This window comes from Mesorhizobium sp. B2-4-15 (assembly GCF_006658505.1).
GTDB lineage: Bacteria > Pseudomonadota > Alphaproteobacteria > Rhizobiales > Rhizobiaceae > Mesorhizobium.
Window position 1 is genome coordinate 86,286 of sequence record NZ_VFUZ01000001.1, and the last position, 25,741, is coordinate 112,026.

At 62.5% G+C, this 25,741-nt stretch carries 27 protein-coding genes and 1 pseudogene; 24 read left to right on the top strand and 4 right to left on the bottom strand.

All coding sequences use genetic code 11. The features are described 5' to 3' along the window. Window positions 1-3: 3 nt before the first annotated feature. Window positions 4-555 carry a DUF2269 family protein gene (locus FJ930_RS00475; protein ID WP_140745866.1) on the bottom strand — a complete coding sequence of 184 codons (552 nt, stop codon included), beginning with the start codon at window positions 553-555 and terminating at the stop codon, window positions 4-6. 334 nt (window positions 556-889) lie between these two features. Between FJ930_RS00475 and FJ930_RS00480 the strand changes: the two genes are divergently transcribed. From FJ930_RS00480 to FJ930_RS00515, 8 genes are all read left to right on the top strand, one after another. Then, complete coding sequence (locus FJ930_RS00480) at window positions 890-1,270, top strand: hypothetical protein (protein ID WP_140745864.1); 381 nt, start codon at window positions 890-892, stop codon at window positions 1,268-1,270. A gap of 381 nt (window positions 1,271-1,651) precedes the next feature. Then, the gene (locus FJ930_RS00485; protein ID WP_141833654.1) at window positions 1,652-2,185 is read left to right on the top strand and encodes a DUF1465 family protein; all 534 of its coding nucleotides are present in this window, start codon (window positions 1,652-1,654) and stop codon (window positions 2,183-2,185) included. A 95-nt stretch (window positions 2,186-2,280) separates the two neighbouring features. Further along, the gene (gene ruvC, locus FJ930_RS00490; RefSeq protein ID WP_141833657.1) at window positions 2,281-2,793 is read left to right on the top strand and encodes a crossover junction endodeoxyribonuclease RuvC; all 513 of its coding nucleotides are present in this window, start codon (window positions 2,281-2,283) and stop codon (window positions 2,791-2,793) included. A 13-nt stretch (window positions 2,794-2,806) separates the two neighbouring features. Continuing rightward, window positions 2,807-3,427 carry a Holliday junction branch migration protein RuvA gene (gene ruvA / locus FJ930_RS00495; RefSeq protein ID WP_141833660.1) on the top strand — a complete coding sequence of 207 codons (621 nt, stop codon included), beginning with the start codon at window positions 2,807-2,809 and terminating at the stop codon, window positions 3,425-3,427. Next, window positions 3,428-3,772, top strand: a complete 345-nt coding sequence (locus FJ930_RS00500) for an AbrB/MazE/SpoVT family DNA-binding domain-containing protein (RefSeq protein WP_246676776.1) — start codon at window positions 3,428-3,430, stop codon at window positions 3,770-3,772. After that, window positions 3,769-4,173 carry a type II toxin-antitoxin system VapC family toxin gene (locus tag FJ930_RS00505; protein WP_141833663.1) on the top strand — a complete coding sequence of 135 codons (405 nt, stop codon included), beginning with the start codon at window positions 3,769-3,771 and terminating at the stop codon, window positions 4,171-4,173. The genes FJ930_RS00500 and FJ930_RS00505 overlap by 4 nt, the downstream gene beginning before the upstream one ends. Continuing rightward, window positions 4,170-5,207 carry a Holliday junction branch migration DNA helicase RuvB gene (gene ruvB / locus FJ930_RS00510; RefSeq protein WP_141833666.1) on the top strand — a complete coding sequence of 346 codons (1,038 nt, stop codon included), beginning with the start codon at window positions 4,170-4,172 and terminating at the stop codon, window positions 5,205-5,207. Before FJ930_RS00505 ends, ruvB begins: the two co-directional genes overlap by 4 nt. Before the next feature lie 153 nt (window positions 5,208-5,360). Then, entirely contained in the window at window positions 5,361-6,257 is an 897-nt protein-coding gene (locus FJ930_RS00515; protein WP_141833668.1) for a metallophosphoesterase, read from the top strand. Window positions 6,258-6,473: 216 nt separating this feature from the next. On the opposite strand, the gene FJ930_RS00520 is transcribed toward FJ930_RS00515, so the two are convergent. Both FJ930_RS00520 and FJ930_RS00525 read right to left on the bottom strand, forming a co-directional pair. Further along, a complete protein-coding gene (locus tag FJ930_RS00520) occupies window positions 6,474-6,986 on the bottom strand; it encodes a dihydrofolate reductase family protein (RefSeq protein WP_181763243.1) in 513 nt (170 codons plus the stop codon). Between the two features lie 135 nt (window positions 6,987-7,121). Continuing rightward, window positions 7,122-7,304 carry a hypothetical protein gene (locus tag FJ930_RS00525; RefSeq protein WP_246676777.1) on the bottom strand — a complete coding sequence of 61 codons (183 nt, stop codon included), beginning with the start codon at window positions 7,302-7,304 and terminating at the stop codon, window positions 7,122-7,124. Between the two features lie 57 nt (window positions 7,305-7,361). Here FJ930_RS00525 and ybgC point away from each other — a divergent pair, with 57 nt between their 5' ends. The 10 genes and pseudogenes from ybgC to ftsH all read left to right on the top strand — a co-directional run bounded on the left by ybgC (window position 7,362) and on the right by ftsH (window position 17,731). Further along, window positions 7,362-7,841, top strand: coding sequence for a tol-pal system-associated acyl-CoA thioesterase (gene ybgC / locus FJ930_RS00530; RefSeq protein WP_141833674.1), 480 nt, complete (start codon window positions 7,362-7,364; stop codon window positions 7,839-7,841). A 274-nt stretch (window positions 7,842-8,115) separates the two neighbouring features. After that, the gene (gene tolQ / locus FJ930_RS00535) at window positions 8,116-8,826 is read left to right on the top strand and encodes a protein TolQ (protein ID WP_140608298.1); all 711 of its coding nucleotides are present in this window, start codon (window positions 8,116-8,118) and stop codon (window positions 8,824-8,826) included. Between the two features lie 11 nt (window positions 8,827-8,837). Further along, window positions 8,838-9,290: a protein TolR gene (gene tolR, locus FJ930_RS00540; RefSeq protein ID WP_140608296.1), complete on the top strand. Its 453-nt coding sequence runs from the start codon at window positions 8,838-8,840 to the stop codon at window positions 9,288-9,290. A 7-nt stretch (window positions 9,291-9,297) separates the two neighbouring features. Then, window positions 9,298-10,458: a TonB family protein gene (locus tag FJ930_RS00545; RefSeq protein ID WP_140694894.1), complete on the top strand. Its 1,161-nt coding sequence runs from the start codon at window positions 9,298-9,300 to the stop codon at window positions 10,456-10,458. A gap of 79 nt (window positions 10,459-10,537) precedes the next feature. Next, window positions 10,538-11,809, top strand: coding sequence for a Tol-Pal system beta propeller repeat protein TolB (tolB, locus tag FJ930_RS00550; RefSeq protein WP_226890710.1), 1,272 nt, complete (start codon window positions 10,538-10,540; stop codon window positions 11,807-11,809). A gap of 41 nt (window positions 11,810-11,850) precedes the next feature. Beyond that, window positions 11,851-12,131 (top strand): annotated as a pseudogene (locus FJ930_RS00555) (four helix bundle protein); the annotation flags it as partial. 345 nt (window positions 12,132-12,476) lie between these two features. Continuing rightward, window positions 12,477-12,983 (top strand): peptidoglycan-associated lipoprotein Pal, encoded by a 507-nt coding sequence (pal, locus tag FJ930_RS00560; RefSeq protein ID WP_140745846.1) that lies wholly within the window; start codon window positions 12,477-12,479, stop codon window positions 12,981-12,983. 177 nt (window positions 12,984-13,160) lie between these two features. Next, window positions 13,161-14,288, top strand: coding sequence for a tol-pal system protein YbgF (gene ybgF, locus FJ930_RS00565; protein ID WP_141833677.1), 1,128 nt, complete (start codon window positions 13,161-13,163; stop codon window positions 14,286-14,288). Next, the gene (tilS, locus tag FJ930_RS00570; protein ID WP_141833680.1) at window positions 14,288-15,697 is read left to right on the top strand and encodes a tRNA lysidine(34) synthetase TilS; all 1,410 of its coding nucleotides are present in this window, start codon (window positions 14,288-14,290) and stop codon (window positions 15,695-15,697) included. The genes ybgF and tilS overlap by 1 nt, the downstream gene beginning before the upstream one ends. A 105-nt stretch (window positions 15,698-15,802) precedes the next feature. Further along, window positions 15,803-17,731 (top strand): ATP-dependent zinc metalloprotease FtsH, encoded by a 1,929-nt coding sequence (gene ftsH / locus FJ930_RS00575; RefSeq protein ID WP_141833688.1) that lies wholly within the window; start codon window positions 15,803-15,805, stop codon window positions 17,729-17,731. Window positions 17,732-18,213: 482 nt separating this feature from the next. Here ftsH and FJ930_RS00580 read toward each other — a convergent pair whose 3' ends face one another. After that, on the bottom strand, window positions 18,214-19,062 hold the full coding sequence (locus FJ930_RS00580) for a hypothetical protein (protein WP_141833691.1): 849 nt from the start codon (window positions 19,060-19,062) through the stop codon (window positions 18,214-18,216). Between the two features lie 367 nt (window positions 19,063-19,429). Here FJ930_RS00580 and glmM point away from each other — a divergent pair, with 367 nt between their 5' ends. The 6 genes from glmM (at window position 19,430) to FJ930_RS00610 (ending at window position 25,679) form a co-directional block, all read left to right on the top strand. Beyond that, the gene (gene glmM, locus FJ930_RS00585) at window positions 19,430-20,782 is read left to right on the top strand and encodes a phosphoglucosamine mutase (protein ID WP_141833694.1); all 1,353 of its coding nucleotides are present in this window, start codon (window positions 19,430-19,432) and stop codon (window positions 20,780-20,782) included. Window positions 20,783-21,061: 279 nt separating this feature from the next. Beyond that, window positions 21,062-21,895 carry an outer membrane protein gene (locus FJ930_RS00590; RefSeq protein ID WP_140745832.1) on the top strand — a complete coding sequence of 278 codons (834 nt, stop codon included), beginning with the start codon at window positions 21,062-21,064 and terminating at the stop codon, window positions 21,893-21,895. A 218-nt stretch (window positions 21,896-22,113) separates the two neighbouring features. After that, the gene (locus FJ930_RS00595) at window positions 22,114-22,887 is read left to right on the top strand and encodes an outer membrane protein (protein WP_140745830.1); all 774 of its coding nucleotides are present in this window, start codon (window positions 22,114-22,116) and stop codon (window positions 22,885-22,887) included. Window positions 22,888-23,069: 182 nt separating this feature from the next. Beyond that, window positions 23,070-23,264, top strand: a complete 195-nt coding sequence (locus FJ930_RS00600; protein WP_140745828.1) for a hypothetical protein — start codon at window positions 23,070-23,072, stop codon at window positions 23,262-23,264. A gap of 13 nt (window positions 23,265-23,277) precedes the next feature. After that, a complete protein-coding gene (locus FJ930_RS00605) occupies window positions 23,278-23,964 on the top strand; it encodes a hypothetical protein (RefSeq protein WP_141833697.1) in 687 nt (228 codons plus the stop codon). A 539-nt stretch (window positions 23,965-24,503) separates the two neighbouring features. Next, on the top strand, window positions 24,504-25,679 hold the full coding sequence (locus FJ930_RS00610) for a phosphoserine transaminase (protein ID WP_141833700.1): 1,176 nt from the start codon (window positions 24,504-24,506) through the stop codon (window positions 25,677-25,679). Window positions 25,680-25,741 lie beyond the last annotated feature (62 nt).

Below are 25,741 nucleotides of genomic sequence, written 5' to 3' on the forward strand. Positions count from 1 at the left end.
GGGTCAGGCGGCGCTGGGCACCATGCGCCGTGGCCGGCCAAGCGCCAGCGCGGCACCCCCGGCAAGGACCAGCACCATGGCAGCCAGGATGGCGACATCGTGCAAGGTTGGCTTCAGCACCATATCGGTAACGATGACCAGCATCACCGCATAGTCGAAGCGCGCGGCGCGCAGGATGCGTTGGCCATGGGCAAGTGCTGCCGGCGTGACGCCATCCCTGGCGATCATCGCGGCCATGCGGCCGGCTGTCGGTTTGAAGACGAACATGCCGATGCAGAAAGTCGTGGCGTAGCCGGCAAGGCCGATCAGGATCCACAGTTCGGAGAAGCCGACCCAGAACCCGCACATGGTCAATCCGAAGGCCAGCGTCAGCATCGACATCGGCGCGAAGAAGCGGTTGCCCAACTCGCCCGTGGCGCGCATCGCCTGTAGCGTTCCCTGGATGTTTCCCGCCCGATCCGCCAGCGTCGCCAGCACCATCAGCGTGAAGCCGCCCCCGACCCACAGGGTCGCCGAAACAATGTGCAGCAATTTGATAATGGAATACCAGTCCATGATTTTTCTCCCAGGTGCAGATGCAATGGTAAAGGGCGCCGCGCGCCACCGCGCCCGTCCGCCCCGATGGCCAAGCGTTTAGCGCCGCGCCTGTTTCGGAACGATGTCGTGAAAAAACCGGCTCTGTTTCAGTTTCGGCAACGCAAGAAGCGCCGATAGGGCGAACATGCCGCCCGGCTTTCTGTTAGTGTGAAAAGTATCGGGAGGGGTAGGCGCGACATCGTCCAGAAACAATGCCGATGCTAGTGCGCCGACACCGGGAGCCCGGTGGCGACAGAAGTCGCCTGACGATCAACTCATTCCCAGCTCGGGAAAACACAATTCGGGGGACTAAATGCAAGGGGTAGCACGGAATTTCTTCACGCTGGCCGTCATCTACGCGCTGTGCGGCATGGCGCTCGGCATCCACATGGCGATCAGCGAGGACCATGGCCAGATGCCGACCCACGCTCACGTGATGGTGGCCGGCTGGCTGATGTCGGCGGTATTCGCCTTCTTCTATCATCTGTTTCCGGCAGCCGGGCAAAAGACGATCGCCATCGTCCATTTCTGGCTGACCGCGATCAGCGGCATCGGACTGATGATCGGCCTCTACATCCTGCTTGCCGGCAATCCGGCAATCGAGCCGCTGCTGGGAATCGCCTCGATCGGCTTCTATGCTGGCATGCTGCTGTTTGCCTTCATCGCCTTGCCGGTGGTCTGGAAGAAGGCCTGATCGGCGCCTGGCGGAGCCTTGGAAATGTGCTGTTACGGCACAGGATCCGGGCGTCCGCTCAAAAAACATCAGTGCCGTTAAGGGTTCATTAAGCTTTACAGGCGTTTACTATGTGCATCCAGTGATCTGGATTCTTACCGAGTGGTTGGAGCCACTTTGTTTGACGCCTCCCTGTTAAACTCCTGAGAGCCGCCTTATCCGCGGCTCTTTTTTTGTCCGCCGTCCGGCGGCATCCGGCTCGGCCGACCGCTGTTAACCTTCTGTTAAACATGTGCTTGCCTTCACCCCCGGTGAAGCGCATTTTCAAGCTTCAGTCATATAGGGTCCCGGGTGTATCGGCAGTGAGCCGTATCGGCCGGTTGCAAGTGCAGGGGCGTATCAATGAACGAGCCTTCGAAGGGCAGCGCGAAAACCGTGAAGCTGGCGGAGCGCCGGGTTTTTTCGCACTCCTTCAAACCGCTCTACCAGGAAGGCATGGGGCTGGTCGAACAGGCGGCGGAATATCTCGACGGCAAGGGCCGCGCCGAGGCCAAGAAATTGTCTCGGCTGGCTGCCACGCTCTACGCGGCCGAATCGATGCGGCTGACCACCAGGCTGATGCAGGTTGCCTCGTGGCTGCTTTTGCAGCGCGCGGCCAATTCCGGCGAGATGACCCGCGACCAGGTCGCTTCGGAAAAGTCCAAGGTGCGCCTCGACACGGCTTCCGCTCATGACGAAGCAGCCGGCTGGGCCGAATTGCCGAAGGATTTCCTCGACCTCGTCAACCGGTCGCTGCGCCTGCAGGCGCTGGTGCGCCGCATGGATGATGAAATCTATGGCGCGGGCGCCGTGATCGACATGCAGCCAATGGCTCGCCGGCCCAATCCGGTTTCGGACCAGATCAGCCTGCTCAACACCGCCTTCGCGCGCAACTGATCCATCCCGGGAGACAGTCTCTCACTTTGGTTGTTGTTTCCGGTTTGTTCACATTTCGCTGGCATCGCTGTCCGCCCAAGGGGTAGATTGGTCGGATGGGGGACGCGATTCGCATTATCGGTATCGATCCGGGGCTCAGGCGCACCGGCTGGGGCATCGTCGAGAGCATTGGCAATTCGTTGCGCTTTGTCGCTTCCGGCACGGTGCGCTCCGAGGACAAGGCGGCGCTGGCGACGCGGCTCTGCCAACTGCATGATGGGCTCGCCGAGATTCTGCATCAGGCCATGCCGCACGAGGCGGCGGTCGAACAGACCTTCGTCAACAAGGACGCCGTGGCGACGCTTAAGCTCGGCCAGGCGCGCGGCATCGCCATGCTGGTGCCGGCACGGGCCGGCCTTGTCGTCGCCGAATATGCGCCCAATGCGGTGAAGAAGGCCGTCATCGGCGTCGGCCATGGCGACAAGAAGCAGATCCACATGATGGTCAAGGTGCTGCTGCCGAAAGCGACCTTCGACACCGAACATGCGGCGGATGCGCTGGCCATCGCCATCTGCCATGCGCATCACCGGCAAAGCGTTGCCTATCGGATGGCGGCATTGGCATCATGAGAGGCCATGGCGAATGATCGGCAAGCTCAAGGGTACGCTGGACGAGATCGACGAAGACCATTGCATCGTCGACGTCCATGGGGTCGGCTATGTCGCCTATTGTTCGGCGCGCACGCTGGCCACGCTGCCTCCGCCCGGCGAAGCGGTGGTGCTGTTCATCGAGACCGATGTGCGGGAAGACATGATCCGGCTTTACGGTTTCCAGTCGGCGCTGGAGCGCGAGTGGTTCCGGCTCCTGATGAACAATGTGCAGGGCGTTGGCGCCAAGGTGGCGCTTGCCATCCTGTCGACGCTGACACCTGCCGATCTCGCCAATGCGATCGCCCTGCGCGACATCGCCATGGTCAGTCGCGCGCCCGGCGTTGGCAAGAAGGTGGCGGAGCGCATCGTCACCGAATTGAAGACCAAGGCGCCCGCTTTTGCAGGCGCGGCATCGGGCACGATCGGCCTGAAGCAGGAACTCGGCGAAGGCGTGGCGCCAGCGCCGATCACCGACGCGGTCTCCGCGCTGGTCAATCTCGGCTATTCCCGTGACATCGCAGCCAATGCGGTGTCGGCGGCGCTGAAGACGGCGGGCGAGGGTGCGGACGCATCCAAGCTGATCCGCTTCGGGCTGAAGGAACTGGCGCGGTGATTGCTTGAAAGGCAAATTCCAGCTAGAATTTATTTGGTAAGTAATTTCTCAGAAAGTAAGAAAATGGGCGCGTATGCAAGCCTGACATCGAAAGGCCAGCTTACCATTCCAAAGGATGTCCGTGACGCTCTGTCGCTCAAGACGGGTGACATGATCGCTTGGACGGTCGTGGGCGGCTATCTGATCGGAACGCCGCGCAATCTCGACTTTGCCGACCTCGCCGGATTCCTGGGGGATCCGCCAGGTGGCCCGGCATCGCTCGAAGAAATCGATGCCGCGGTCCGCGAGGCCGTCGGACGGCACGTTGTTGGAGATGAGCCGACGGGCGGGAATGAGGGCGCGTGACGTCGATAGGTGTCGATACCAACGTTTTGCTGCGAATGGTGCTGAACGATGATGCTGAGCAAAGGGCGAAAGCTCTCGTTTTCGGCAACGGTCTCAGTGAAGACAATCCGGGTTTTGTCAGCCTGATCGTCCTTGTCGAGTTCAACTGGTCGTTGATTTCACGCTACAAGCTGCCCAAAGAGCAAGTTCTGACGGCAATCCAAAGGCTGCTAAAGATCAGGACACTGGTTTTCGAGGATTTCGATGCCATCGTGGTCGCACTCGAAAGATCCAACATGCCCCAGGTGGACTTTGCAGATGCGCTGATCGCCGAGCACAACCGGAATCTGGGCTGCTCTCACACGGTCACGTTCGGTCAGCGGGCTGCAGGATCCATCGCGAGCATGGAGCTGCTGGGATGAGCCTTTCCCCCCGCCTGATCGCTCCGGAAAAACGCGGCGAGGATGCCGACCAGACGCTGCGCCCGCAGACGCTCGACGACTTTGTCGGGCAGGCCGCGGTGCGGGCCAACCTCAAAGTGTTCATCGAGGCCGCCAAGGGCCGCAAGGAGGCGCTCGACCATGTGCTGTTCGTCGGGCCGCCGGGTCTCGGCAAGACGACGCTGGCGCAGATCATGGCGCGCGAACTCGGCGTCAATTTCCGCTCGACCTCCGGCCCGGTCATCGCCAAGGCCGGCGATCTCGCCGCGCTGCTGACCAATCTCGAGGAAGGCGACGTGCTGTTCATCGACGAGATCCACCGGTTGAACCCGGCGGTGGAGGAAATCCTCTACCCGGCGATGGAGGATTTCCAGCTCGACCTGATCATCGGCGAGGGACCCGCGGCGCGTTCGGTCAAGATCGACCTCGCGCGCTTCACCCTGGTCGCCGCCACCACGCGGCTCGGCCTGCTCACCAATCCGCTGCGCGACCGTTTCGGCATTCCGGTGCGGCTCAACTTCTACACGGTCGAGGAACTGGAGCAGATCGTGCGGCGCGGCGCCCGCATCCTGCAGATGCCGCTCGGCGACGACGGCGCGCTCGAAATCGCGCGGCGCGCGCGCGGCACGCCGCGCATCGCCGGGCGGCTGTTGCGCCGCGTGCGCGATTTCGCTTCGGTCGCCGGCGACGGCCATGTCGACCGCCTGATCGCCGACGAGGCGCTGACACGGCTCGAGGTCGACGCGCTCGGTCTCGACGCGCTCGACCGCCGGTATCTCTCCATGATCGCGCGCAATTTCGGCGGCGGGCCGGTCGGCATCGAGACGATCGCCGCCGGCCTGTCCGAGCCGCGCGATGCCATCGAGGACATCATCGAGCCCTACCTGATCCAGCAGGGCTTCATCCAGCGCACGCCGCGCGGACGCATGCTGACGGCCAATGCCTGGCGGCATCTCGGTCTCGACGCGCCGAAGGACCTGGCACAGCAGCAGATCAACCTGTTCCAGGAAGAATAGCCGCTCCGGCGCGCATATTCGGGCAGGCGATCAAGCATCCGTGAACGTCCTGCGCAAAATCTACTCGCCTTTGTCGATTTGCCGGCGCAATCGTGGATTTTATCGGCGCTGCCTTGCGGCGTGCCGCTGCGATTCAAGTGCCGGAGCGTTCGAATGATAACCAGACGCGGGTTCCTGCGCTTCATAGGAGGGTCGTTCCTGACCGCTGCCGCGCTCGGCGCGTATGCGGTCGGCATCGAGCCGATGCTGCTGACACATGTGAAGCGCTATGCGCTGACGCCGCCGCACTGGCCGGCGGGGCTGAAGCTGCGGATCGTCGCGCTCGCCGACATCCATGCCTGCCGGCCCTGGATGACCCAGGAACGAATTGTCTCGCTCGTCGACGATGCGAATGCGTTGCAGCCGGATCTGATCGTGCTGCTTGGCGACTATATCGCCGGTATGCCGCTGGTGACGGGACCGGTGACGCCCTCGCAATGGGCGGGCGCGCTGTCGGGTCTCAAGGCGCCGCTCGGCGTGCTGTCGATCCTCGGCAATCACGATTGGTGGAGCGATGGCTTCGCGCAGCGCGCCGGGGCCGGCCCGACGATCGCGCGCAAGGCCCTGGAGAAGGTTGGCATCCCGGTGCTGGAGAACGCCGTCGTGCGCCTGGAGAAGGATGGGCATGGTGTCTGGATCGCAGGTCTCGCCGACCAGCTGGCGCTGCTGCCCGCCAAGAAGGGCGACGGGTTCAAGGGGCTCGACGATCTCGACGGCACGCTGGCCAAGGTCGCGGATAGTTCTCCGATCATCCTGCTCGCCCACGAGCCGGACATTTTTCCGACCGTTCCTTGGCGGGTTTCGCTGACCCTGTCGGGTCATACCCATGGCGGGCAGGTGCGGTTGTTCGGCTATTCGCCTGTCGTGCCGTCGGATTTCGGCAACCGCTATGCCTACGGCCATGTCGTCGAGAACGACCGTAACCTGATCGTCTCGGGCGGGCTCGGCTTCAGCATCATCCCGGTTCGTTTCGGCGTGCGGCCGGAAATCCTGCAGATCGACCTCGGTTGATGTTCCTCAATGCATGTCGCCCGAAAGTGACCTCGGTTTGGGAAAACGACACGCATAAAACAAAGAATCTAAAGCGCGTCGCATGAATCCGTTCCCACCGACGCGTTTTGGACTGGCGCCTGTCAGACGCAGATCGCTCCCTCAACTCGTATCGATGAGACTTCCCCCAGTCATTAGGCCATTCATGCTTGGCGAGATCAAACGGACGATATCGAATCAGCTTTTTAAGACACGGTAGTGCAGGCGCAGCGTTGGACTACGCCTGTCGTCTACTCCCAGGAGACTCAAACGAAGATCGGATGCGTTCGGCGCCACCATCGGAATCCCTTTCGCAATGACAACAGGTTCGATTGCCAAGATCACTTCGTCGACTAGCCCCTCCTGAGCGAATGCGGCGTTAAGCTGCGAACCACCAGCGAGCAAAATTCTGTTCGACCCGGACCGCATGAGAAATGCAACCGCTTCCTGCGGCGACGATGCGCGGATCGAACCCGGCTGGGTGGCGAACATGCTATCCCGCGTCACGACCACCAATGGCAGTTCCGCAAACTGACGCCGTACGGATTGTTCGAAAAGCTGGTGTGTTACGCGGCCCCAAATGATGCCATCACAGGCGCCAGCGAGCTCGAGAAACATCTCCCAATCGGTTTTCGAAAGGAAGTCTTCTGATTGATCCTCGCGCGCGGCCATCCCGTTAAGCGAGACGGCCATCCACAGCGTTACAGTCATGACGGCCACCTCTTCTTGAACACGACGGCTCCGAACTATCGCGACAGCGTCGATCCGAAAGCCTCGTGCCATCACGTCAAGACGTCAGCCTTGAACGAATGTGTTGCCTGGATTGAAGATATAATTAGAGGTTGCTTATGCCAAGCACGGAATCGAACTGGCGTCGCCCCACTGGCCCTCGCCGGGCCAGGTAACCCACAGGTCGAGATTGAGGCCGCGCTTCATCGAGAAGGTCGCCGCGTGGCTCGGCGAGGCCAAGGCCAGCAGCACGAGCAGTGCGGTTATCAAAGTCTTGATCATCGCCCTCAACAGTGCCATCCGATGCCATGTCGCGCGCGGAACAGGTGCCTTGCCGCGACCGAAAAAGGAAGCGCAATGGGCGATCATGGTGAATCGGCGACGCTGCTGGCCGGCCTTTCAGGCGCGCTGACGGCATTCGGCCACCGGCTGATGGCGCGGGTCTATTACGCCGACACCGATTTCTCCGGTGTCGTCTACCACGCACGCTATCTCGAATTCCTCGAGCGTGGCCGCTCCGATTATCTCAGGCTCACCGGCGTGCATCACACGGAACTTGCCGACGGCAAGCATGGCGAGAAGATCGTGTGGGTGGTGCGCCGCATGGAGATCGATTTCCGCATCCCTGCCCGCATCGACGACATCCTGACCGTCGACACCCGCACGGAGGCCATTTCCGGCGCGCGCATCTTCATGGCGCAGCAACTCAAACGTGGCGACGAGGTGCTGGTCGAGGCCAAGGTCGAGGCGGCGATCATCGGCGAGAACGGCCGCCCGAGGCGCTTTCCCCGGGAATGGGTCGCGGCCTTCATGCCCAAGGCGATTTCCGACAGCTGAACAGGCGGATAGGCAGGCGGAAAACCGCCAGTGCCTTGCCCCTGGGGCGCGGCAATGCGCCGCGCCTTATACACTAACCCATCCTTAACCATAACGGTTCATGAAGAGAGTGGTGAAGATTGGCGCTATTCAGCGCCTTCCTTTCACCAATATTTGCCCCGAAAAGGCCGGGAAAGGCACGGTTTGGGGTGTCCGGTAGCTTCGTGCGAACCGACCACAAGGGATGCCAGGGGCCAGCCGGCAGCTTCGCCCGGAAAATCTTAAGGACGTTACGATGGAAAATATCGCACTCGCCGAACCGGGCGCGCAATTGTCGATTTGGGCGCTGTTCATGCAGGCCAGCTGGGTGGTCAAGCTGGTCATGATCGGGCTGCTCTGCGCCTCGGTCTGGACCTGGGCGATCATCGTCGACAAGCTGGTTGCCTATGGCCGCATGCGGCTGGCGCTGAACCGCTTCGAACAGATCTTCTGGTCCGGGCAATCGCTGGAGGAGCTCTACCGCACGCTCGCCGACCGCAAGACGTCAGGCATGGGCGCCATTTTCGTCGCGGCGATGCGCGAATGGAAAAAGAGCTTCGAGAAAGGCGCCAAGTCGCCGCTCGGCCTGCAGACCCGCATCGACAAGGCGATGGATCTGGCGCTGACCCGCGAGATGGAGAAGCTCGAGGGGCGCCTTGGCTTTCTCGCCACCACCGGCTCGGCCGCCCCGTTTATCGGCCTGTTCGGCACGGTCATCGGCATCATGACCTCGTTCCAGGCGATCGCCGGTTCCAAGAACACCAGCCTCGCGGTGGTCGCGCCCGGTATCGCCGAGGCGCTGCTGGCGACGGCCATCGGCCTGCTCGCCGCCATCCCGGCCGTCATCGCCTACAACAAGCTGTCATCGGATGCGAGCAAGCTCGCGGTGCGTATGGAAGGGTTCTCCGACGAGTTCTCCGCCATACTCTCGCGCCAAATCGATGAAAAAGTCGCGCCGAAGGCCTGAGGAGCACAAAGATGGGTATGTCCGTAGGCATGGCAGGGCGCGGCGGGCGCGGCCACCGGCGGCGCGGCCGTCACCATGGGCTGATGTCGGAGATCAACGTCACGCCGATGGTCGACGTCATGCTGGTGCTGCTGATCATCTTCATGGTCGCGGCGCCGATGCTGACGGTCGGTGTGCCGGTCGACCTGCCAGACACGCAGGCCAAGGCGATGAATGCCGACACGCAGCCGATCACCGTCTCGATCGATGCCGCGGGCAAGATCTACCTTCAGAATACCGAAATCCCGATGGACGACCTGGTGGCCAAGCTGCAGGCGATCTCCAAGACCGGCTATGATGAGCGCATATTCATCCGCGGCGACAAGTCGACGGACTATGGCACCGCCATGAAGGTCATGGCCCGCATCAATGCGGCCGGCTACAAGAACATGGGCCTGGTTTCATTGCAGGAACAGGACCAATAGACGCGCGATGAGGACCGGCCTCACCACATCGGTAATCTTGCATGCCGCGGTGCTGGCCTTCGGCCTGTTCACGCTGTCGGCACCAGCGGCACTTCCGTCGGCGGACGTCGAGTCCGTCGCGGTCGATATCGTGCCGATGGAGGCCATCGCGCAGACCTTGCAGGGCGACAAGAAGGCCGTGATGCATGAAAAGCCGGCGCCGCTGCCGACGCAGCGTCCGGACATCGTGCCGAATGCGCAGAAGGTCGGCGAAAACAGCGTCGATACCGACAAGCCGATAACGCCCGAAGCCAAGCCGAAGCCCGTCGACATGACCTCGGCTCCGCCGCCCGCCCCGACTCCGACCGAAAAGCCGAAGCCGGAGGACGTGCCGAAGCCACAGGAGAAGCCCAAGCCGATACCGGCTACGGAAGTGGCGCCGGCGCCGCAGCCCAAGGAAGAGGTGAAGCCCGAGCCCGTCAAGCAGACGGAGCCCAAGCCGACGCCGGCCAAGGAGCCGACCCCGACGCCGCCGCCGGACAAGACCGCGGCCATCGAACCGACGCCCGCGGTCAAGCCCGATGCCGTCGCCCAGGCGATCGCCAAGGACCAGCCCGACGACGCCCAGCTTCCGGACTCCGCGCCCGCGCCGCAGGCGCGGCCAAAGCCGCAACCGCAGCCGGCCCAGGCCGAAAGCGCCAAGGCGCCAGAACGCAAGGATGCCGAAAAGCCGGTCAAGGAAGCGTCATCCAAGCCGAAGTCCGACGACAAGCAGTTCAACGCCAATGAAATCTCGGCCCTGCTGGACAAGCAGAAGCCTTCCGGCGGCGGCGCCAAGCGCTCGACCCAGCAGGCCTCGCTCGGCGGCGACAAGGATCAGGGTCAGAAGCTGTCGAAGTCGGAGCAGGGCGCTTTGGAAAGTCAGCTGGGTGGCTGCTGGACTTTGCCGGCCGGGCTGGAAGGTTCGGAGAATTTCGTCGTGATCGTCCGTTTCAATCTGGACACCTCCGGCAAGCTCAACGGCCGTCCTGCCGTCGAGAAATCGAGCGGCAACCGGCAGTTCGACGAAAGCGCGGTACGCGCGGTTCAGAAATGCGACATGGCCGGCCTGCAGGTGCCCGCGGGCAAACAAGACATCTGGTCAGACATCAGGGTCACCTTCGACCCAAGGGAAATGCTCGGCCTCTAGGCCCGGCGTCCACACAGTCAAAGAAGAGAAGCGAGAAGATATGAGATCTTTCCTCAAGCCGCTCCTGACGATTGCAGCGATGGCGCTGGGCATGACGGCTGTCGTTCCCATGCCGGCATGGGCGCTCGTCGAGCTCAATGTCAACAAGGGCAATGTCGAGCCGCTGCCGATCGCCGTCACGGATTTCCAGGGCGGCGATGCGCTTGGGGCCCAGATTTCCCAGATCGTCACCGCTGACCTGAAGCGCTCGGGCCTGTTCGCACCGATCGACAAGAGCGCCTTCATCGAAAAGATTTCCAACCCGGACGCGGCGCCCCGCTTCGACGACTGGAAGGTAATCAACGCGCAGGCGCTGGTCACCGGCAGCGTCAGCAAGGAGGCCGATGGCCGCATCCGCGCCCAGTATCGGCTATGGGACACTTTCGCCGGCCAGCAGATGGCCGGCGAGCAGTTCTTCGCCAACGATGCCAATCAGCGGCGCGTCGCCCACATCATCGCCGACGCCATCTATGAGCGGCTGACCGGCGAGAAGGGCTATTTCGACACGCGTGTGGTGTTCATCGACGAGTCCGGCGCCAAGAACGCACGCAAGAAGCGTCTTGCCATCATGGATCAGGATGGCGCCAACGTGCGCTACCTCTCGGACGGCAGGTCGATCGTGCTGACGCCGCGCTTCTCGCCGAACCGGCAGGAAATCACCTACATGTCATATGAAAGCGGCCAGCCGCGGGTCTATCTCCTGCAGATCGAGACCGGGCAGCGAGAACTGGTCGGCAACTTCCCCGGCATGACGTTTGCGCCGCGCTTCTCGCCCGACGGCCAGAAGGTGATCATGAGCCTGCTGCGCGACGACGGCAATTCCAACATCTTCGCCATGGATCTGCGCAGCCGCTCGACGACAAGGCTGACCAATTCGACGGCCATCGACACCTCGCCGTCCTATTCGCCTGATGGCAGCAAGGTGGTGTTCACCTCCGACCGTGGCGGCCGCGCACAGATCTATGTGATGGGCGCCGACGGCTCGGGCCAGACCCGCATCTCCTTCGGCGACGGCGTCTATTCGACGCCGGTGTGGTCGCCGCGCGGCGACCTCATCGCCTTCACCAAGCAGACCGGCGGCGAATTCCAGATCGGTGTCATGAAGACCGACGGTTCGGGCGAACGCATCCTGTCCTCCGGCTTCCAGCAGGAAGGGCCGACCTGGGCGCCGAACGGCCGCGTGCTGATGTTCTTCCGCGACTCCAATGGCGGCCCGAAGCTGGTTTCGGTCGATCTCACCGGCCGCAACGAGCAGCCGATCCCGACCTCGAACTTCGCGTCCGATCCGGCCTGGTCGCCGCTGCTGGAATAAGAGGGGGAATTGAGGAAATGCAGAATTGAAGAATTGGAGAGATGGAGAAGGCAGGGGACTACGTTAAGCGAGCAAAGGATTTAGAGGTCTGCAAACGAGCTTATGCGGTTTCTCTTGAGCTGCACAAAGCCACGCTCGCTTTCCCGAAAATGCAGCAATGCGCACTGGCCGATCAGATGCGACGCTCGAGCAAGGCCATTTGCGCTAATCTGGCCGAGGGATTCGCCGACAGAGCCATTCTAAGGCTGAATTCGCGCGGGTTATCTCGGTGGCCATGGGTTCGTGCAGCGAAGTAGAGACGTGGATCGCCTACGCGCTCGACCTTGAGTACATCATGCAAGAGCAGTTCGACAAATGGCTGCGATCCCACGCCCATATTATGGAATGCTGGTCAACTTGAAAGAGAGACTGAAGTGAATTCTCTCGCCTGCCCCTTCATTTCTCCAATTCCCCAACTCCTCAATTCCCCTTTTTCACGTCTTGGTCGCGTTTTGGCCGCATTTCCGCCTAGGGTCCGCGCGCAATGTCGCCCCTGGTTCAGCGTTGGGCGTAACGGTCGCGGACGGCGGCCTAAACCAAATTTTAACCGTGTTTCTTGAATGCCGGTTAACCCAAACGTGGTTACTGGGTGATCAACGAAATCACTCGAATGCGAAGGAGAGGCGGCATGGGCCGTATCGCAGCACTGACCAGAAATCCCGTCATGATCGCGCTCGTGGCCATGCTCGCCATCGCCGGTTGCGCCTCGAAGAAGACGCCCAACAGCGCGGCTGATCTCGGCCTCAACGGCGCCGGCGCGGCAACGCCAGGTTCGGCGCAGGACTTCACCGTCAACATCGGCGACCGCATCTTCTTCGATACGGACTCGTCCTCGATCCGCGCCGACGCGCAGACGACGCTCGCCCGCCAGGCGCAGTGGCTGAACAAGTACAAGCAGTATGCCATCGTCGTCGAAGGCCACGCCGACGAACGCGGCACGCGCGAATACAATCTGGCGCTCGGTGCCCGCCGCGCCGCCGCCGCCCGCGACTTCCTGGTTTCCAAGGGCGTTTCCGCCAGCCGCCTGAAGACGATTTCCTACGGCAAGGAACGCCCGGTCGCGGTGTGCGACGACATCTCCTGCTGGTCGCAGAACCGCCGCGCGGTCACCACGCTCAGCGGCGCCGGCTCCTGATCGGCAAAAATACAACACCGGTTTGGGAAAGGCGGCCGTGAGGCCGCCTTTTTCACATCTGGGCAGCGGAAACAAAATTTGGCCGAAGTCTCGCGCCCTGCTATGAGCCGAGGGCGCTTGGCTGGTCCCACCCTGATTGGAAGGCGCGAACAGACTAACGACACACGCGAGAGGCACATGCATTTGAGATCGGTTCTGAGCGGCACGCTTGCGGCGCTACTCCTATCAGGCGTCACCGCCCTGGCTAGCGGCCTGGGGGCTGATGGCAAAGCGCAATCGACCGACAGCGGCTTTTCCTTCCATCTGCCCAGCATCGAATTGCCCAGCCTCTTCGCCGAAAAGAAGCAGCAGGACCAGGTTCAGCTCGCGCAACAGTCGAACGGCGCGGGCGCGACCGGCCTCGAGGACCAGCTGCGCCAGATGAACGGCAAAATCGAAGAGCTCAATTTCCAGATTCTGCAGATGCAGGAGCAGATCCGCAAACAGCAGGAAGACAACGAGTTCCGCTTCCAGCAGCTCGAAGGCGGCGCGCAAGGCGGGCAACCGGCCGGACAGAAGAAGTCGCAGGCGGCACCCGCCGGCGGCGACAACAGGGTGGCCGAGGCACCGGCCACGCAGGCGCCGGCCGATACCGGCAACCGGGCCGCCAGTCAGTCGTCCGGCGGCCAAAGCGTCGAAGACGTCATCGTCGAATCCTCCGATGGCGACCCCGGCAAGGTGATCCCCGGAAAGGGCGCGCCGGAAAAGAATTTCGGCACTATCACGGTCGACAAGAACGGCAATGTGGTCGATGCCGGCGGCAGCACCCAGGCGACCGTGCCGGCGCAGGATGCCGCTGCGGCCACCAGTGCTCCGGCCACCAACGCTCCGGCCAAGGCCGGCAAGCCCAACGGTACGGTGGTCGCCGCGCTGCCTTCGACAAAAGACCCGGAAGAGCTTTACCGCAATTCCTATCAGTTCATCCTGTCAGGCGACTACAGCACCGCCGAACAGGGGTTCCGCGACCATATCTCTCGCTTCCCCAAGGACGCCAAGACGGCGGACGCGCATTACTGGCTGGGTGAATCCCTGCTCGGCCAGCAGAAATACCGTGACGCCGCCGAGGTCTTCCTCGCCGCCAGCAAGGACTATCCCAAGGCCAAGAAGGCTCCCGACATGCTGTTGAAGCTCGGCGTGTCGCTGGTCGGCCTCAAGCAGCACGATGTTGCCTGCGCCACCTTCAGCGAAGTCGGCAAGCGCTACCCCGATATCTCGAATGCGCTCAAGGAACGCGTCAAGCAGGAAAAGGCCCTGGCTGCCTGCTGATGCTCGATCCCGAGCCTGATCTTTCGACAAGACTTCTTTCGCATATCGATTTTACCAGCGGCGCCGTTGCGGCCGTATCCGGCGGCAGCGACTCGACCGCCCTGCTCCTCCTCCTCAAACAGTATCTCGATCGAACCGCGCCGTCCGCCAGGCTGCTTGCGGTGACGGTCGACCATGGCCTGCGGCAGGATTCGGCAGCCGAGGCGCAAGCCGTGGCCAGGCTTTGCGCGGAACGCGGCATTGCCCACCGCACCCTGGTCTGGTCCGGGCGCAAGCCATCCACCGGTCTGCCCGCCGCGGCGCGGGAAGCGCGTTACCGGCTGCTGGCGAAGGTGGCGCGAGGGGAAGGCATGGGCCTGATCGTGACTGGCCATACCGCCGACGACCAGGCCGAGACAGTGCTGATGCGGGAAACCCGCGAAGAGGGCGTGGGCCGCAATAAGGGATCGGGCCGCGAGGAGGGCCGTGGCCTTGCCGGCATGGCGCCGGCCACCCTTCACGACTGGCGCGAATGGATCGTGCGACCGCTTCTAGGCACGCGGCGCGCGGCGCTTCGCGACTTCCTCAGGCGCCAGAATGTCGGCTGGGCCGACGATCCGACCAATGCCGACGAGACCTACGAGCGGCCGCGTCTGCGCGCGGCACTTGAGGGGGATGCCGGCGCGCAGCGCGTGGATGGCGCCCTGGCACTGGCGGCACGGGCGGCCTTGGACCGCACGCAGCTTGGCCTGGCCGCCGCCGAAGTCATCCTTCGCTTTGCCCGCCAGCCAGCAACGGGGCTCATCAGACTCGATCCGGCTCTGCTGCGCGCCGGCGAGGACCGCGCTGCCGTCTACGCCTTGCGCATTCTGCTGGCGACGTCAGGCGGGGTTGCCTATCTGCCGGACAAGGCCCGCGGCGAGGCGTTGTTCGGCCGGCTAAAGGCCGGATTTCTTTGCGCCACATTGTCGCGGACGGTGGTCGATTTCAGGCGTGCCGGCATCTTCCTGCGCCGTGAGATGCGCGGCTTGCCGCCGGCGGCGGCCGTCCTTGACGCCGCCATCTGGGATGGGCGTCGCCAGATCACATTGAACGACGGCAACGGCGCATTGTTGATCGCGCCGCTCGGGGCAGCGGCGGCGAAGCGGCTGGCGACCGGCAAAGGCGATACGACGCCGCAAAGCCTGATAAGCGCCGCGTTGGCGGCCGAGCCCGCAGCGCGGCAAGCCCTTGAGAAACCTGGTTCGGCGCCGGATTGGCCGGCATCGCCGGGGTTTGAGGCGCGGCCGGTCGTTGCTCCCTTTGCGCGCTTCCTGCCGTCTTTCGATCTGGCGCCGGCGCGGGCCGCGGCCTCGTTGGTCGGCGCGCCACCGGTTCCAGCGCCGCCATTCGCCGGCCATAGTGCCGGCCGATCATGGGCGAAAGCTTAACCCACACGTGCTGTTATGCTTGGCAAGGGGGAGTGCTCTCCCTATGTTAGGCCCAAGTTTCCTCTCATGACGCGTGTCCGCCCGCGGACGCCAACGGGACAATTGATGAATCCGAATTATCGCAACCTCGCGCTCTGGGCGATCATAGCGGTCCTGCTCATCGCCCTGTTCAATCTGTTCCAGACGCCGCAGACGCGCGGGGCTTCGAGCGATGTGCCTTATTCGCAGTTCCTGCAGGATGTCGCGGCGGGCCGGGTCAAGACGGTGACCATTGCGGGCGCCCGCATCACCGGCACCTACACCGACAATTCCAGCGGCTTCCAGACCTATTCGCCCGGCGATCCCTCCCTGGTCTCGCGGCTGCAGGACAAGAACGTCACCATCAATGCGCGCCCTGAAGCCGACGGCTCCAATTCGCTGTTCGGCTATCTGATCTCCTGGCTGCCGATGATCCTCATCCTTGGCGTCTGGATATTCTTCATGCGCCAGATGCAGTCCGGATCCGGTCGCGCCATGGGTTTTGGCAAGTCGAAGGCCAAGCTTCTGACCGAGGCGCATGGCCGCGTCACCTTCCAGGACGTCGCCGGCGTCGATGAGGCCAAGGAAGACCTAGAAGAGATCGTCGAGTTCCTGCGCGATCCGCAGAAGTTCCAGCGCCTCGGCGGCAAGATTCCGCGCGGCGTGCTGCTGGTCGGCCCTCCCGGCACGGGTAAGACGCTGCTCGCCCGCTCTGTCGCCGGCGAAGCCAACGTGCCGTTCTTCACCATTTCGGGTTCGGATTTCGTCGAGATGTTCGTCGGCGTCGGCGCGAGCCGCGTGCGCGACATGTTCGATCAGGCCAAGAAGAATGCGCCCTGCATCATCTTCATCGACGAAATCGACGCGGTCGGACGCCATCGTGGCGCCGGTCTCGGCGGCGGCAATGACGAGCGCGAGCAGACGCTGAACCAGCTGCTCGTCGAGATGGACGGCTTCGAATCCAACGAAAGCATCATCCTGATCGCCGCCACCAACCGTCCCGACGTGCTCGATCCGGCGCTGCTGCGTCCGGGCCGTTTCGACCGCCAGGTGGTGGTGCCGAACCCCGACATCGTCGGCCGCGAGAAGATCCTCAAGGTGCATGTGCGCAACGTGCCGCTGGCGCCCAATGTCGACCTCAAGGTCGTCGCCCGTGGCACGCCCGGCTTCTCCGGCGCCGACCTGATGAACCTCGTCAACGAATCCGCGCTGATGGCGGCGCGGCGCAACAAGCGCCTCGTCACCATGGCCGAGTTCGAGGACGCCAAGGACAAGATCATGATGGGCGCCGAGCGCCGCTCGTCGGCCATGACGCAGGCCGAGAAGGAGCTGACCGCCTATCACGAGGCGGGTCACGCCATCCTGGCGCTCAACGTGCCGTCGGCCGATCCGCTGCACAAGGCCACCATCATCCCGCGTGGCCGCGCGCTTGGCATGGTGATGCAGTTGCCGGAAGGCGACCGCTACTCCATGAGCTACAAATATATGATCTCGCGCCTCGCCATCATGATGGGCGGCCGCGTCGCCGAGGAGTTCAAGTTCGGCAAGGAGAACATCACGTCCGGAGCCTCCTCCGACATCGAGCAGGCGACCAAGCTGGCGCGCGCCATGGTCACCCGCTGGGGCTTTTCCGACAAGCTCGGCCACGTCGCCTATGGCGATAACCAGGAGGAAGTGTTCCTCGGCCATTCGGTGGCGCGCACGCAGAACATCTCGGAAGAGACGGCGCAGATCATCGACGCCGAAGTGCGCCGCCTGATCGACGACGCCTATTCGACGGCCAAGACGGTGCTGACCAAGAAGAAGAAGGAATGGATCGCGCTGGCGCAGGGTCTGCTCGAATACGAGACGCTGTCGGGCGACGAGATCAAGCAGCTGATCGCCGGCCAGAAGCCCGCGCGCGACCTCGGCGACGACACGCCGCCCAGCCGTGGTTCGGCCGTGCCGAAATCCGGTGGCCGCCGCAAGAAGGGTCCCGAGCCCGAAGGCGGCATGGAGCCGCAGCCGTCAAGCTGAGAAGAGCAAACATCTATAACAAACGCCGTGGCTCAAACCGCGGCGTTTTGCTTTTGGGGGCGGGAGAAGATGTAGAGCTGTCCGGGAATCGCACCGCGGCGTTGGCGATTTGTGAAAGTCGATGTGGCGTGCAATCCCCTCTTGTAGGGGAGATGCCCCGGCAGGGCAGAAGGGGCGCCGTCCCGCCGCGATGTCAAAGAAAGCCTTGCGCCCACGGCTTTGGACTCCACCACGCATATTTTCCTTCCTTCAATCACGGTTTCGCCGAACCACCTATCCCGCCTGCGCGAAGGCGAACCCAAGCGAGATTGAAGCGGCGATCCCTCGCGCCCCCTCTGTCCTGCCGGACATCTCCCCCACAAGGGGTGAGATTGGCAGCGTCGCCGACGGCGCTTCCTTGCAGCGTCCCTTGATCTCGAGCCCAACAAAAAGCCCGCGAACCTTGCGGTTCGCGGGCCTTCGTCAACCGTTACGAAACGAGATCAGCTCTTCAGCTTGGCATTGCAGAGGCTGTAGAAGCCGCCACCCTTCTGGATCCACTTCAAGCCGCCAAGCGTCTTGGCATCCTTGTTGGCGTAGTACTGTTCAAGGCAGGTGTGCATGCGACCCTTGGCCGGGGTCTCGGTGGCGAATTTCGGCGAGATGGCGGTCGGGAAAGTCACGCCCTTCGGCGCGGCGACAGTCGGCGTTGCCGGTTCCTTGGTGTAATTTGCCTCGCTGGGAGCCGGCACGGTCTCGTCATCGGATGCGCCGGCACCGCATTCGCTCTTGCGGAAGTCGTTCCACTTCATGCCCTTCAGCGTATTCGCCGTCTTTGCAGCCTGGTACTTGGTGCTGCATTCGGCCATGGTCAGGCTCTTGCCACCGGTGGCGGCGGGAGCCGCGGCAGCCTTGGTGGTGGCAGGCTTAGTGGTGGCCGCCTTGGTGTCGGCGGCAGCCGATGCTCCGGCGGCGCATTCGGTCTTGCGGAAATCGTTCCACTTCATGCCGTTCAGGGTGCCTGCGGCCTTGGCAGCCTGATACTTGGCGCTGCATTCCTTGGCGGTCAGGCCCTTGGCGGTGCTGTCGGCGGCCGCGGCGGCAGGTTTGGTGGTCTTCGTGTCTGCTGCCTTGGTGTCGGTGGCCTTGGCATCAGTCTTGGTGGCCGCGGCGTCGGTGCCGCACTGTGCCTTGCGGAATTGGTTCCAGGTCTGTCCGGCAAGTGTCCCCGCATCCTTGGCGGCGTTATACTTCGTGCTGCACTCGGCCATCGTCAGCGCGTTGGCTGGCGCGGCCAGAAACAACGTCACAACGGCAAGGCCGGTCAGAGTGGCAAGTCGGTGGATGAGCATAGCGTTTCTCCGTTGCTGCAGCCCATTAATACGTCCCAGCAAATCAATAGCGCTCAACGGTCGGTTGCGCCAGATGCCAAGTGAGGTATATATCGGCGGAAGCCGGTTTTCCCGATAAGGTGATGAAATCATTGTTCCTTACCGGTCCGAAACAAGGTTTTCCGCGTGCATATGCGCCGGATGGCTCGCAAAACTGGTACATTGCGGTGTCTGAGAGCCGTCATGCTACGTTGCAGCCATGTTGTGTGCGGTGCACAACAATGATTTTCTAAGGATTCGTAACATATAATCACACAATGTGATCATGGCGCGGGAGCCAATTGTGGCATGACGTGCCGGATAAGAACAATCGGGGATACCGACTAGCATGGCAGGAAATTACTTCGGCACGGACGGCATTCGCGGGCGCGCCAACAAGTTTCCGATGACTGCGGAAGTCGCCATGCGGGTCGGCATGGCCGCCGGCCTTTCATTCCAGCGCGGCAGCCATCGCCATCGTGTCGTTCTGGGTAAGGACACCAGGCTTTCCGGCTACATGATCGAGAATGCGATGGTGGCCGGGCTTTGCGCCGCCGGCATGGATGTGTTCCTGCTCGGCCCGATTCCAACGCCGGCCGTCGCCATGCTGGTGCGGTCGCTGCGCGCCGACATCGGCGTCATGATATCGGCTTCGCACAATCCCTATTACGACAATGGCATCAAGCTGTTCGGCCCCGATGGCTACAAGCTCTCAGATGAGATCGAAGAACGCATCGAGAGCATGCTCGACAAGGATATCGAACTGGCACTCGCCGATTCGGACGGGCTTGGCCGCGCCAAGCGCGTCGACGGCGTGCATGACCGCTATATCGAATTCGCCAAGCGCACCTTGCCGCGCTCGATGTCGCTTTCTGGCCTCAGGATCGTCGTCGATTGCGCCAATGGAGCGGCTTACAAAGTCGCGCCCGAGGCACTGTGGGAACTCGGCGCCGAGGTCGTGGCCATCAATGTCGAGCCCAACGGCTTCAACATCAACAAGGAATGCGGTTCGACCCATCCGGCCGGCTTGCAGAAGAAAGTGCATGAAGTGCGCGCCGACATCGGCATTGCGCTCGACGGCGATGCCGACCGGGTCGTCATCGTCGATGAAAACGGCGCCATCGTCGATGGCGACCAGATCATGGCGCTGATCGCGGAGTCCTGGCACCAGAGCGGGCGGCTTGCCGGCGGCGGCGTTGTCTCGACCGTCATGTCCAATCTCGGCCTCGAACGCTTCCTCGGCGACATGAAGCTGCAATTGCATCGAACCAAGGTCGGCGACCGCTATGTGGTGGAGCATATGCGCGCGCATGGGCTCAATGTCGGCGGCGAACAGTCGGGCCACATCGTGCTGTCGGATTTCTCGACCACCGGTGACGGCTTGGTGTCGGCATTGCAGGTGCTGGCCTGCATCAAGCGGCAGGGCCGCCCGGTCAGCGAACTGTCGAAGAAGTTCGAGCCGGTGCCGCAGATCCTGAAGAATGTCCGGATCGCCGGCGGCAAGCCGTTAGAGGAAGCCCCGGTCAAGGCCGTCATCGAGGATGCACGCCACCGTCTCGGCAAGGCCGGGCGGCTGGTCATCCGCCCGTCCGGCACCGAGCCGCTGATCCGTGTCATGGCCGAGGGTGACGATCCACAACTGGTCGAGGCGGTCGTCAACGACATCGTCGAGGTCATCTCGGAAACACGCAGCGCCGCCTGATCCCCAGCGCGCCCGAAGGACGTCGCGTCCGGTGCGCCCCCGGGGAAGCGTCACGCCGCTCCGCTTGCAAACGAAGCCCGCCCTCCCGGCGGGCTTTTCGTTGGCCGGAGAACTGGCCTCCAGCTTTGTCGAAATCCTCGTCGAAGCCCTCGGATTTTAGGGATTCGTGGTTAATCGACAGGGTTAAACGGCTTTTAACCTTTGCAATTCATTATCCACGCCTGAAAGCCAATCTTATTCGGGCGCGATCGCGCTCCGAGGTTCCCAGGGGTGACAAGCATGTTCAATACAGCAAGAAAGGCCTTGTTTGCCGCGCTGTTCGCGGGCCTGGCCTGGCCGGTGTTCGCGGCCGACCTTCCAGAACCGGTGGTCGAAGAGGCCCCGCCACCGGTCTACGAGCAGCCGGTCGATGTCGGCGGCTGGTATATCCGTGGCGACCTCGACTATCACAAGTCCGATGTGCGCGGCATCGACTACATGACTTACACCGTCGACCCCTGTAACTGTTCGGTCACGCCGGGCAGCAAGAGTTTCGACTATGGCAGGCTCAAGGGCGGTTTCTCGCTCGGCGGCGGCGTCGGCTACAAGATCAACGATCATTTCCGCACGGACCTGACCGCCGACTACTGGTTCAAGTCGAACTTCAACGGCGGTACCTCGGATATCAACGGGACTTCAACCGAAGTGTCGAAGATGAGCGCCTTGCTGCTGCTTGCCAACGCTTATGTCGATATCGGCACCTGGCACGGCATCACGCCCTATGTCGGCGCTGGCATCGGCGGCGCGCGCGTCAAGTGGGATGATGTCTACGACCCGAACACCACCGAGCATAATCCCGGAGCATCGAACTGGCGCTTCGCCTATGCGCTGATGGCCGGCGCTTCCTACTGCCTGACCGATAAAATCATCCTCGATGCGGGCTATCGCTTCTCGCATATCCAGGGGGGCCGCATGTTCGAGTGGGACGTGACCAGCTCGGGCCCTGGCTTTGACCGTGGCATCAACACACATGAAGTGCGCGGTGGCCTGCGCTATCAGTTCGGCGGCAACAATGGGTGCGCCGCACCTGTTGTGGCCTACCAGCCCGAACCCGAGCCGGTCTACACCAAGTAGACCTACCTGCTTCTGATGGTTACGAACCGCCCGGCTCAGCCGGGCGGTTTTCGTTCGGGCGGTCTTTCGCCGGGTGGCTTGAAGATGAGTTTCCGTTCGAAATCAAATCGCTAACGCTCTGTTAGCCTTAACCGTGACTTAACCACTATGGTTAACAATGCTCCCTGAAACGATGGCGGCCGCCGTGATCGCAGGCGCCAAATCCGGGAGTCGGGACCATGACACTCACATCGCGTATCGTGCTGGCGTTTGCCGGACTCGGCCTTTTGCCACTGACACCGGCACTCGCCGCCGACTACGATCCGCCCATCTATGTCGACCAGGCGCCTGATTACGTGCCTGTCGAAGTCGGCTCGGGCTGGTATCTGCGCGGCGATGTTTCGTATCTGGCGCAGAAGAGCTTCAAGAACGAGGATTTCGCCTTTACGCCTGCCAGCTTCGACGACAAGGAAGATCCGGTCTTTGCCAGCATCGGCTTCGGCTATCACTTCACCGATTATCTGCGCGCCGATCTCAATTTCGGCTACCTGCCCGGCAACAAGATCGGCGTCGGCTATGACGATACCGCGATCGTAACGCCGCCGGCAACTTCGACCGTCGCTTCGGCGTCCCTGAAGAATTACGCCTTCACGGGCATGCTCAACGGCTATGTCGATCTTGGCACCTATGTCGGGATAACTCCTTACCTCGGCGCCGGCGTCGGCGTCGTGCGCAGCACGCGCAAGCTCTCGGCGAGCTATTTCACCAACAATGGCGACCCCACCGACGATTTCGTCCAACGCGACGACAAGACCCAATACTCCTTCGCCTATACGTTGAATGCCGGCCTTGCCTATCAGGTGACCAAGAACGTTTCCGTCGACCTGGGCTATCAGTACTTCTCCGCCCCCAGCGCCGAATATGTGACGGCAGCAAGCCTGACCTCCTTTCCCGTTCACAAGGGGATCAGCAATCACCAGGTCAAGCTCGGGCTGCGCTACGACCTCTGGTAGGCTCCGGGCGCACCAGGACTTTGACGGCGGATCCCCGCCGCGGGTCTGCGGCAGCGCCGAGCGTGATCGAGGCGACCGTTGACCCGTAGGTGATGCCGTCGCTAGAGAACTTCACGTCCCATGAGCCATGGCCGTTGGAAACGTTAACTGGTTATTGGCCGGTCCTCGATTAGCATTCGCTTATGGAAACCATTTTTGACGATCTCACCGAGGCCGTGAAGGCATCACAAAGGAGCCCCAGGCTCGGCATTGCGCTGGCGACCTTTGCCATCCTCGCTGCCTGTGTCGGCGTCGGCTTAGCTATCAAGAGCCCGGGTCACCACGATCAACTGCCAACCGTCGATATCGGCCAGATCCTTCATCCAGGCGTGGTTTGATCGGTCTCAGAAATTGATCGCGCCGCTGATGTGGATCACCCCCCTTGCCATCATCCTGTTCGTCAGCGCCGTCATTGCAATCATCGCGCCGTTCGACGTGATGTTCACCGCGGCGACGTTCGGATCGCCTGTCCTACGAGCAATCCTTATCGCGGTGCTGGTGCTGGCTGGAGCGTGGGCTGCAAACAGCGCCGGCCTCAGGCTGCTGACGGGGCAGATCGGCTCGGTGTTGATTGGAGCAATCGCGGCTGTTCTCGTCGCCGGCTATGTGGTTGCCATCGATTGCTACCTGTTTCGGAGCTCGCTTCCGGCCTCATACGTTCAGTTCTTTGAACAGACACCGCTTGCCGCTCGCCTCGCCTACTTCATGCTTCGGGCGTTCAATGAGAATGTGATCTACCGATTGTTCGTCTTCTCGATGGCCCTTTGCCTGCTGTTGATGGCCAGGCCGCAAGGTCTGGCGCCAACCGTGATCCTGGCCGTCATGGTCGCCACCCAAGCGCTCAATATCGGCTTGAACGTCACGGCGCTCTCGCCAGATCCGATAACACCGGCGACGCTCTCCTACGAAGCTCTGCGGTATATCGTGCCAGGCGTGATCTGGGCCTGGCTTTTCTGGCGGTTCGGATTTATGGCCGCAGAGGTCGCCTCCGTCGGCTGTCACATCTTCCTGCAACCGGCGCTGGGTATGCTCCTCTAAAGCCCAAGCAGTTGGAGCGCCGAACGTCGCGGCTCCCGCCGCCTTATGTGCGCACATAAATATCTGGACTTGCGTCTTCAATGACGGTGTCGGCGCCAGTGTAGTTTTCGGTCTAGCCGGTGATTGTCGGCTCGCAAACGCCGATAGCCATCACGCAGCCGCTCACCTTGGTTTCGATGTCGTTGAGGGCAATGGTGGTGCTGGTGGCCTGCGAGGCTGTCACTACGTCAACTGGGGCGCGCTGATGCTGTTGTTAGCCCGATACCAGACCGTCGCGATCTCGATCGCCGCGCTCGACTGGTGGCACAGGCCGTTATGCCGCCTATCGCGATGTCACTGTCCGCACGAACAAACGCCGAACTGCCTGTGTCAGATTTGTGCCACTTCTCGGCACCGGTTCCGACTTCGTTCTGCAAGATGGAGCACGAACCTGCATGACAAGATGCGACAGGGCTTGCGCTTTTCCCGGCCTTCCGGTAATGCGGCGAGTGGGCCACCCCTCCCCAACGAGGGGCCACTATCTGGAAGGATAGACCACGATGACGACTCCCACGAAGCCCGGACTCCGTCCGGCAAATCCCAATTTTTCCTCGGGTCCTTGCGCAAAACGCCCCGGCTGGTCGGTCGAGGCACTTAAAAACGCTGCGCTCGGGCGTTCCCACCGTGCCAAGATCGGCAAGACCAAGCTCGAACAGGCGATCGAGCTTACACGGGAAATCCTCCAGGTTCCTGCCGGCTACCGCATCGGCATCGTGCCGGCGTCGGACACCGGCGCGGTCGAGATGGCGCTGTGGTCGCTGCTCGGCGAGCGCGGCGTCGACATGGTCGCCTGGGAGAGTTTTGGCTCCGGTTGGGTCACCGACGTGGTCAAGCAGCTGAAACTCGCCGATGTGCGCAAGATCGAAGCTGGCTACGGCGAATTGCCGGACCTGTCCAAGATCGATTTCGACCGCGACGTGGTCTTCACCTGGAACGGCACCACATCGGGCGTGCGCGTGCCAAACGGTGATTTCATTCCGGCCGATCGCAAGGGGCTGACCATCTGCGACGCCACCTCGGCGGCTTTCGCGCAGAGGCTCGATTTCGAGAAGCTCGATGTCGTCACCTTCTCCTGGCAGAAGGTGCTGGGCGGCGAGGGCGCGCATGGCATGCTGATCCTCAGTCCGCGCGCCGTCGCGCGGCTGGAAACCTACAAGCCGGCTTGGCCGCTGCCGAAAATCTTCCGCCTGACCTCGGGCGGGAAGCTGATCGAAGGTATCTTCAAGGGTGAGACCATCAACACGCCGTCAATGCTGTGCGTCGAGGACTATCTCGATGCACTGAGCTGGGCGAAGTCGATCGGCGGTCTGGATGCGCTGATCGCCAGGGCGGACGCCAATGCCGCGGTTCTCGACGGTTTTGTCGATAAATCCGCATGGCTCGGCCATCTCGCCGTCGAGCCCGCGACGCGGTCGAACACGTCCGTATGCCTGTCCTTCACCGACCGGCAAGTCGCAGCGCTTGGCGCGGACGGGCAGGCGGCGTTCGCCAAGGCTCTCGCCTCGGTGCTCGACAAGGAAGGCGTTGCCTACGACATCGGCTCCTATCGCGACGCGCCTCCCGGCCTTCGCATCTGGTGTGGCGCGACGGTCGAGACTGCCGATCTCGAAGCGTTGCTGCCCTGGCTCGACTGGGCCTTTGCCGCGCAGAAGGCGTCGCTGAAAGCGGCTGCCTGAGATTTCCGTGGCGGCCCGCGGGCCGCCCATTCCTCGGATCAATCCCATTTTCAAGGAGGCCG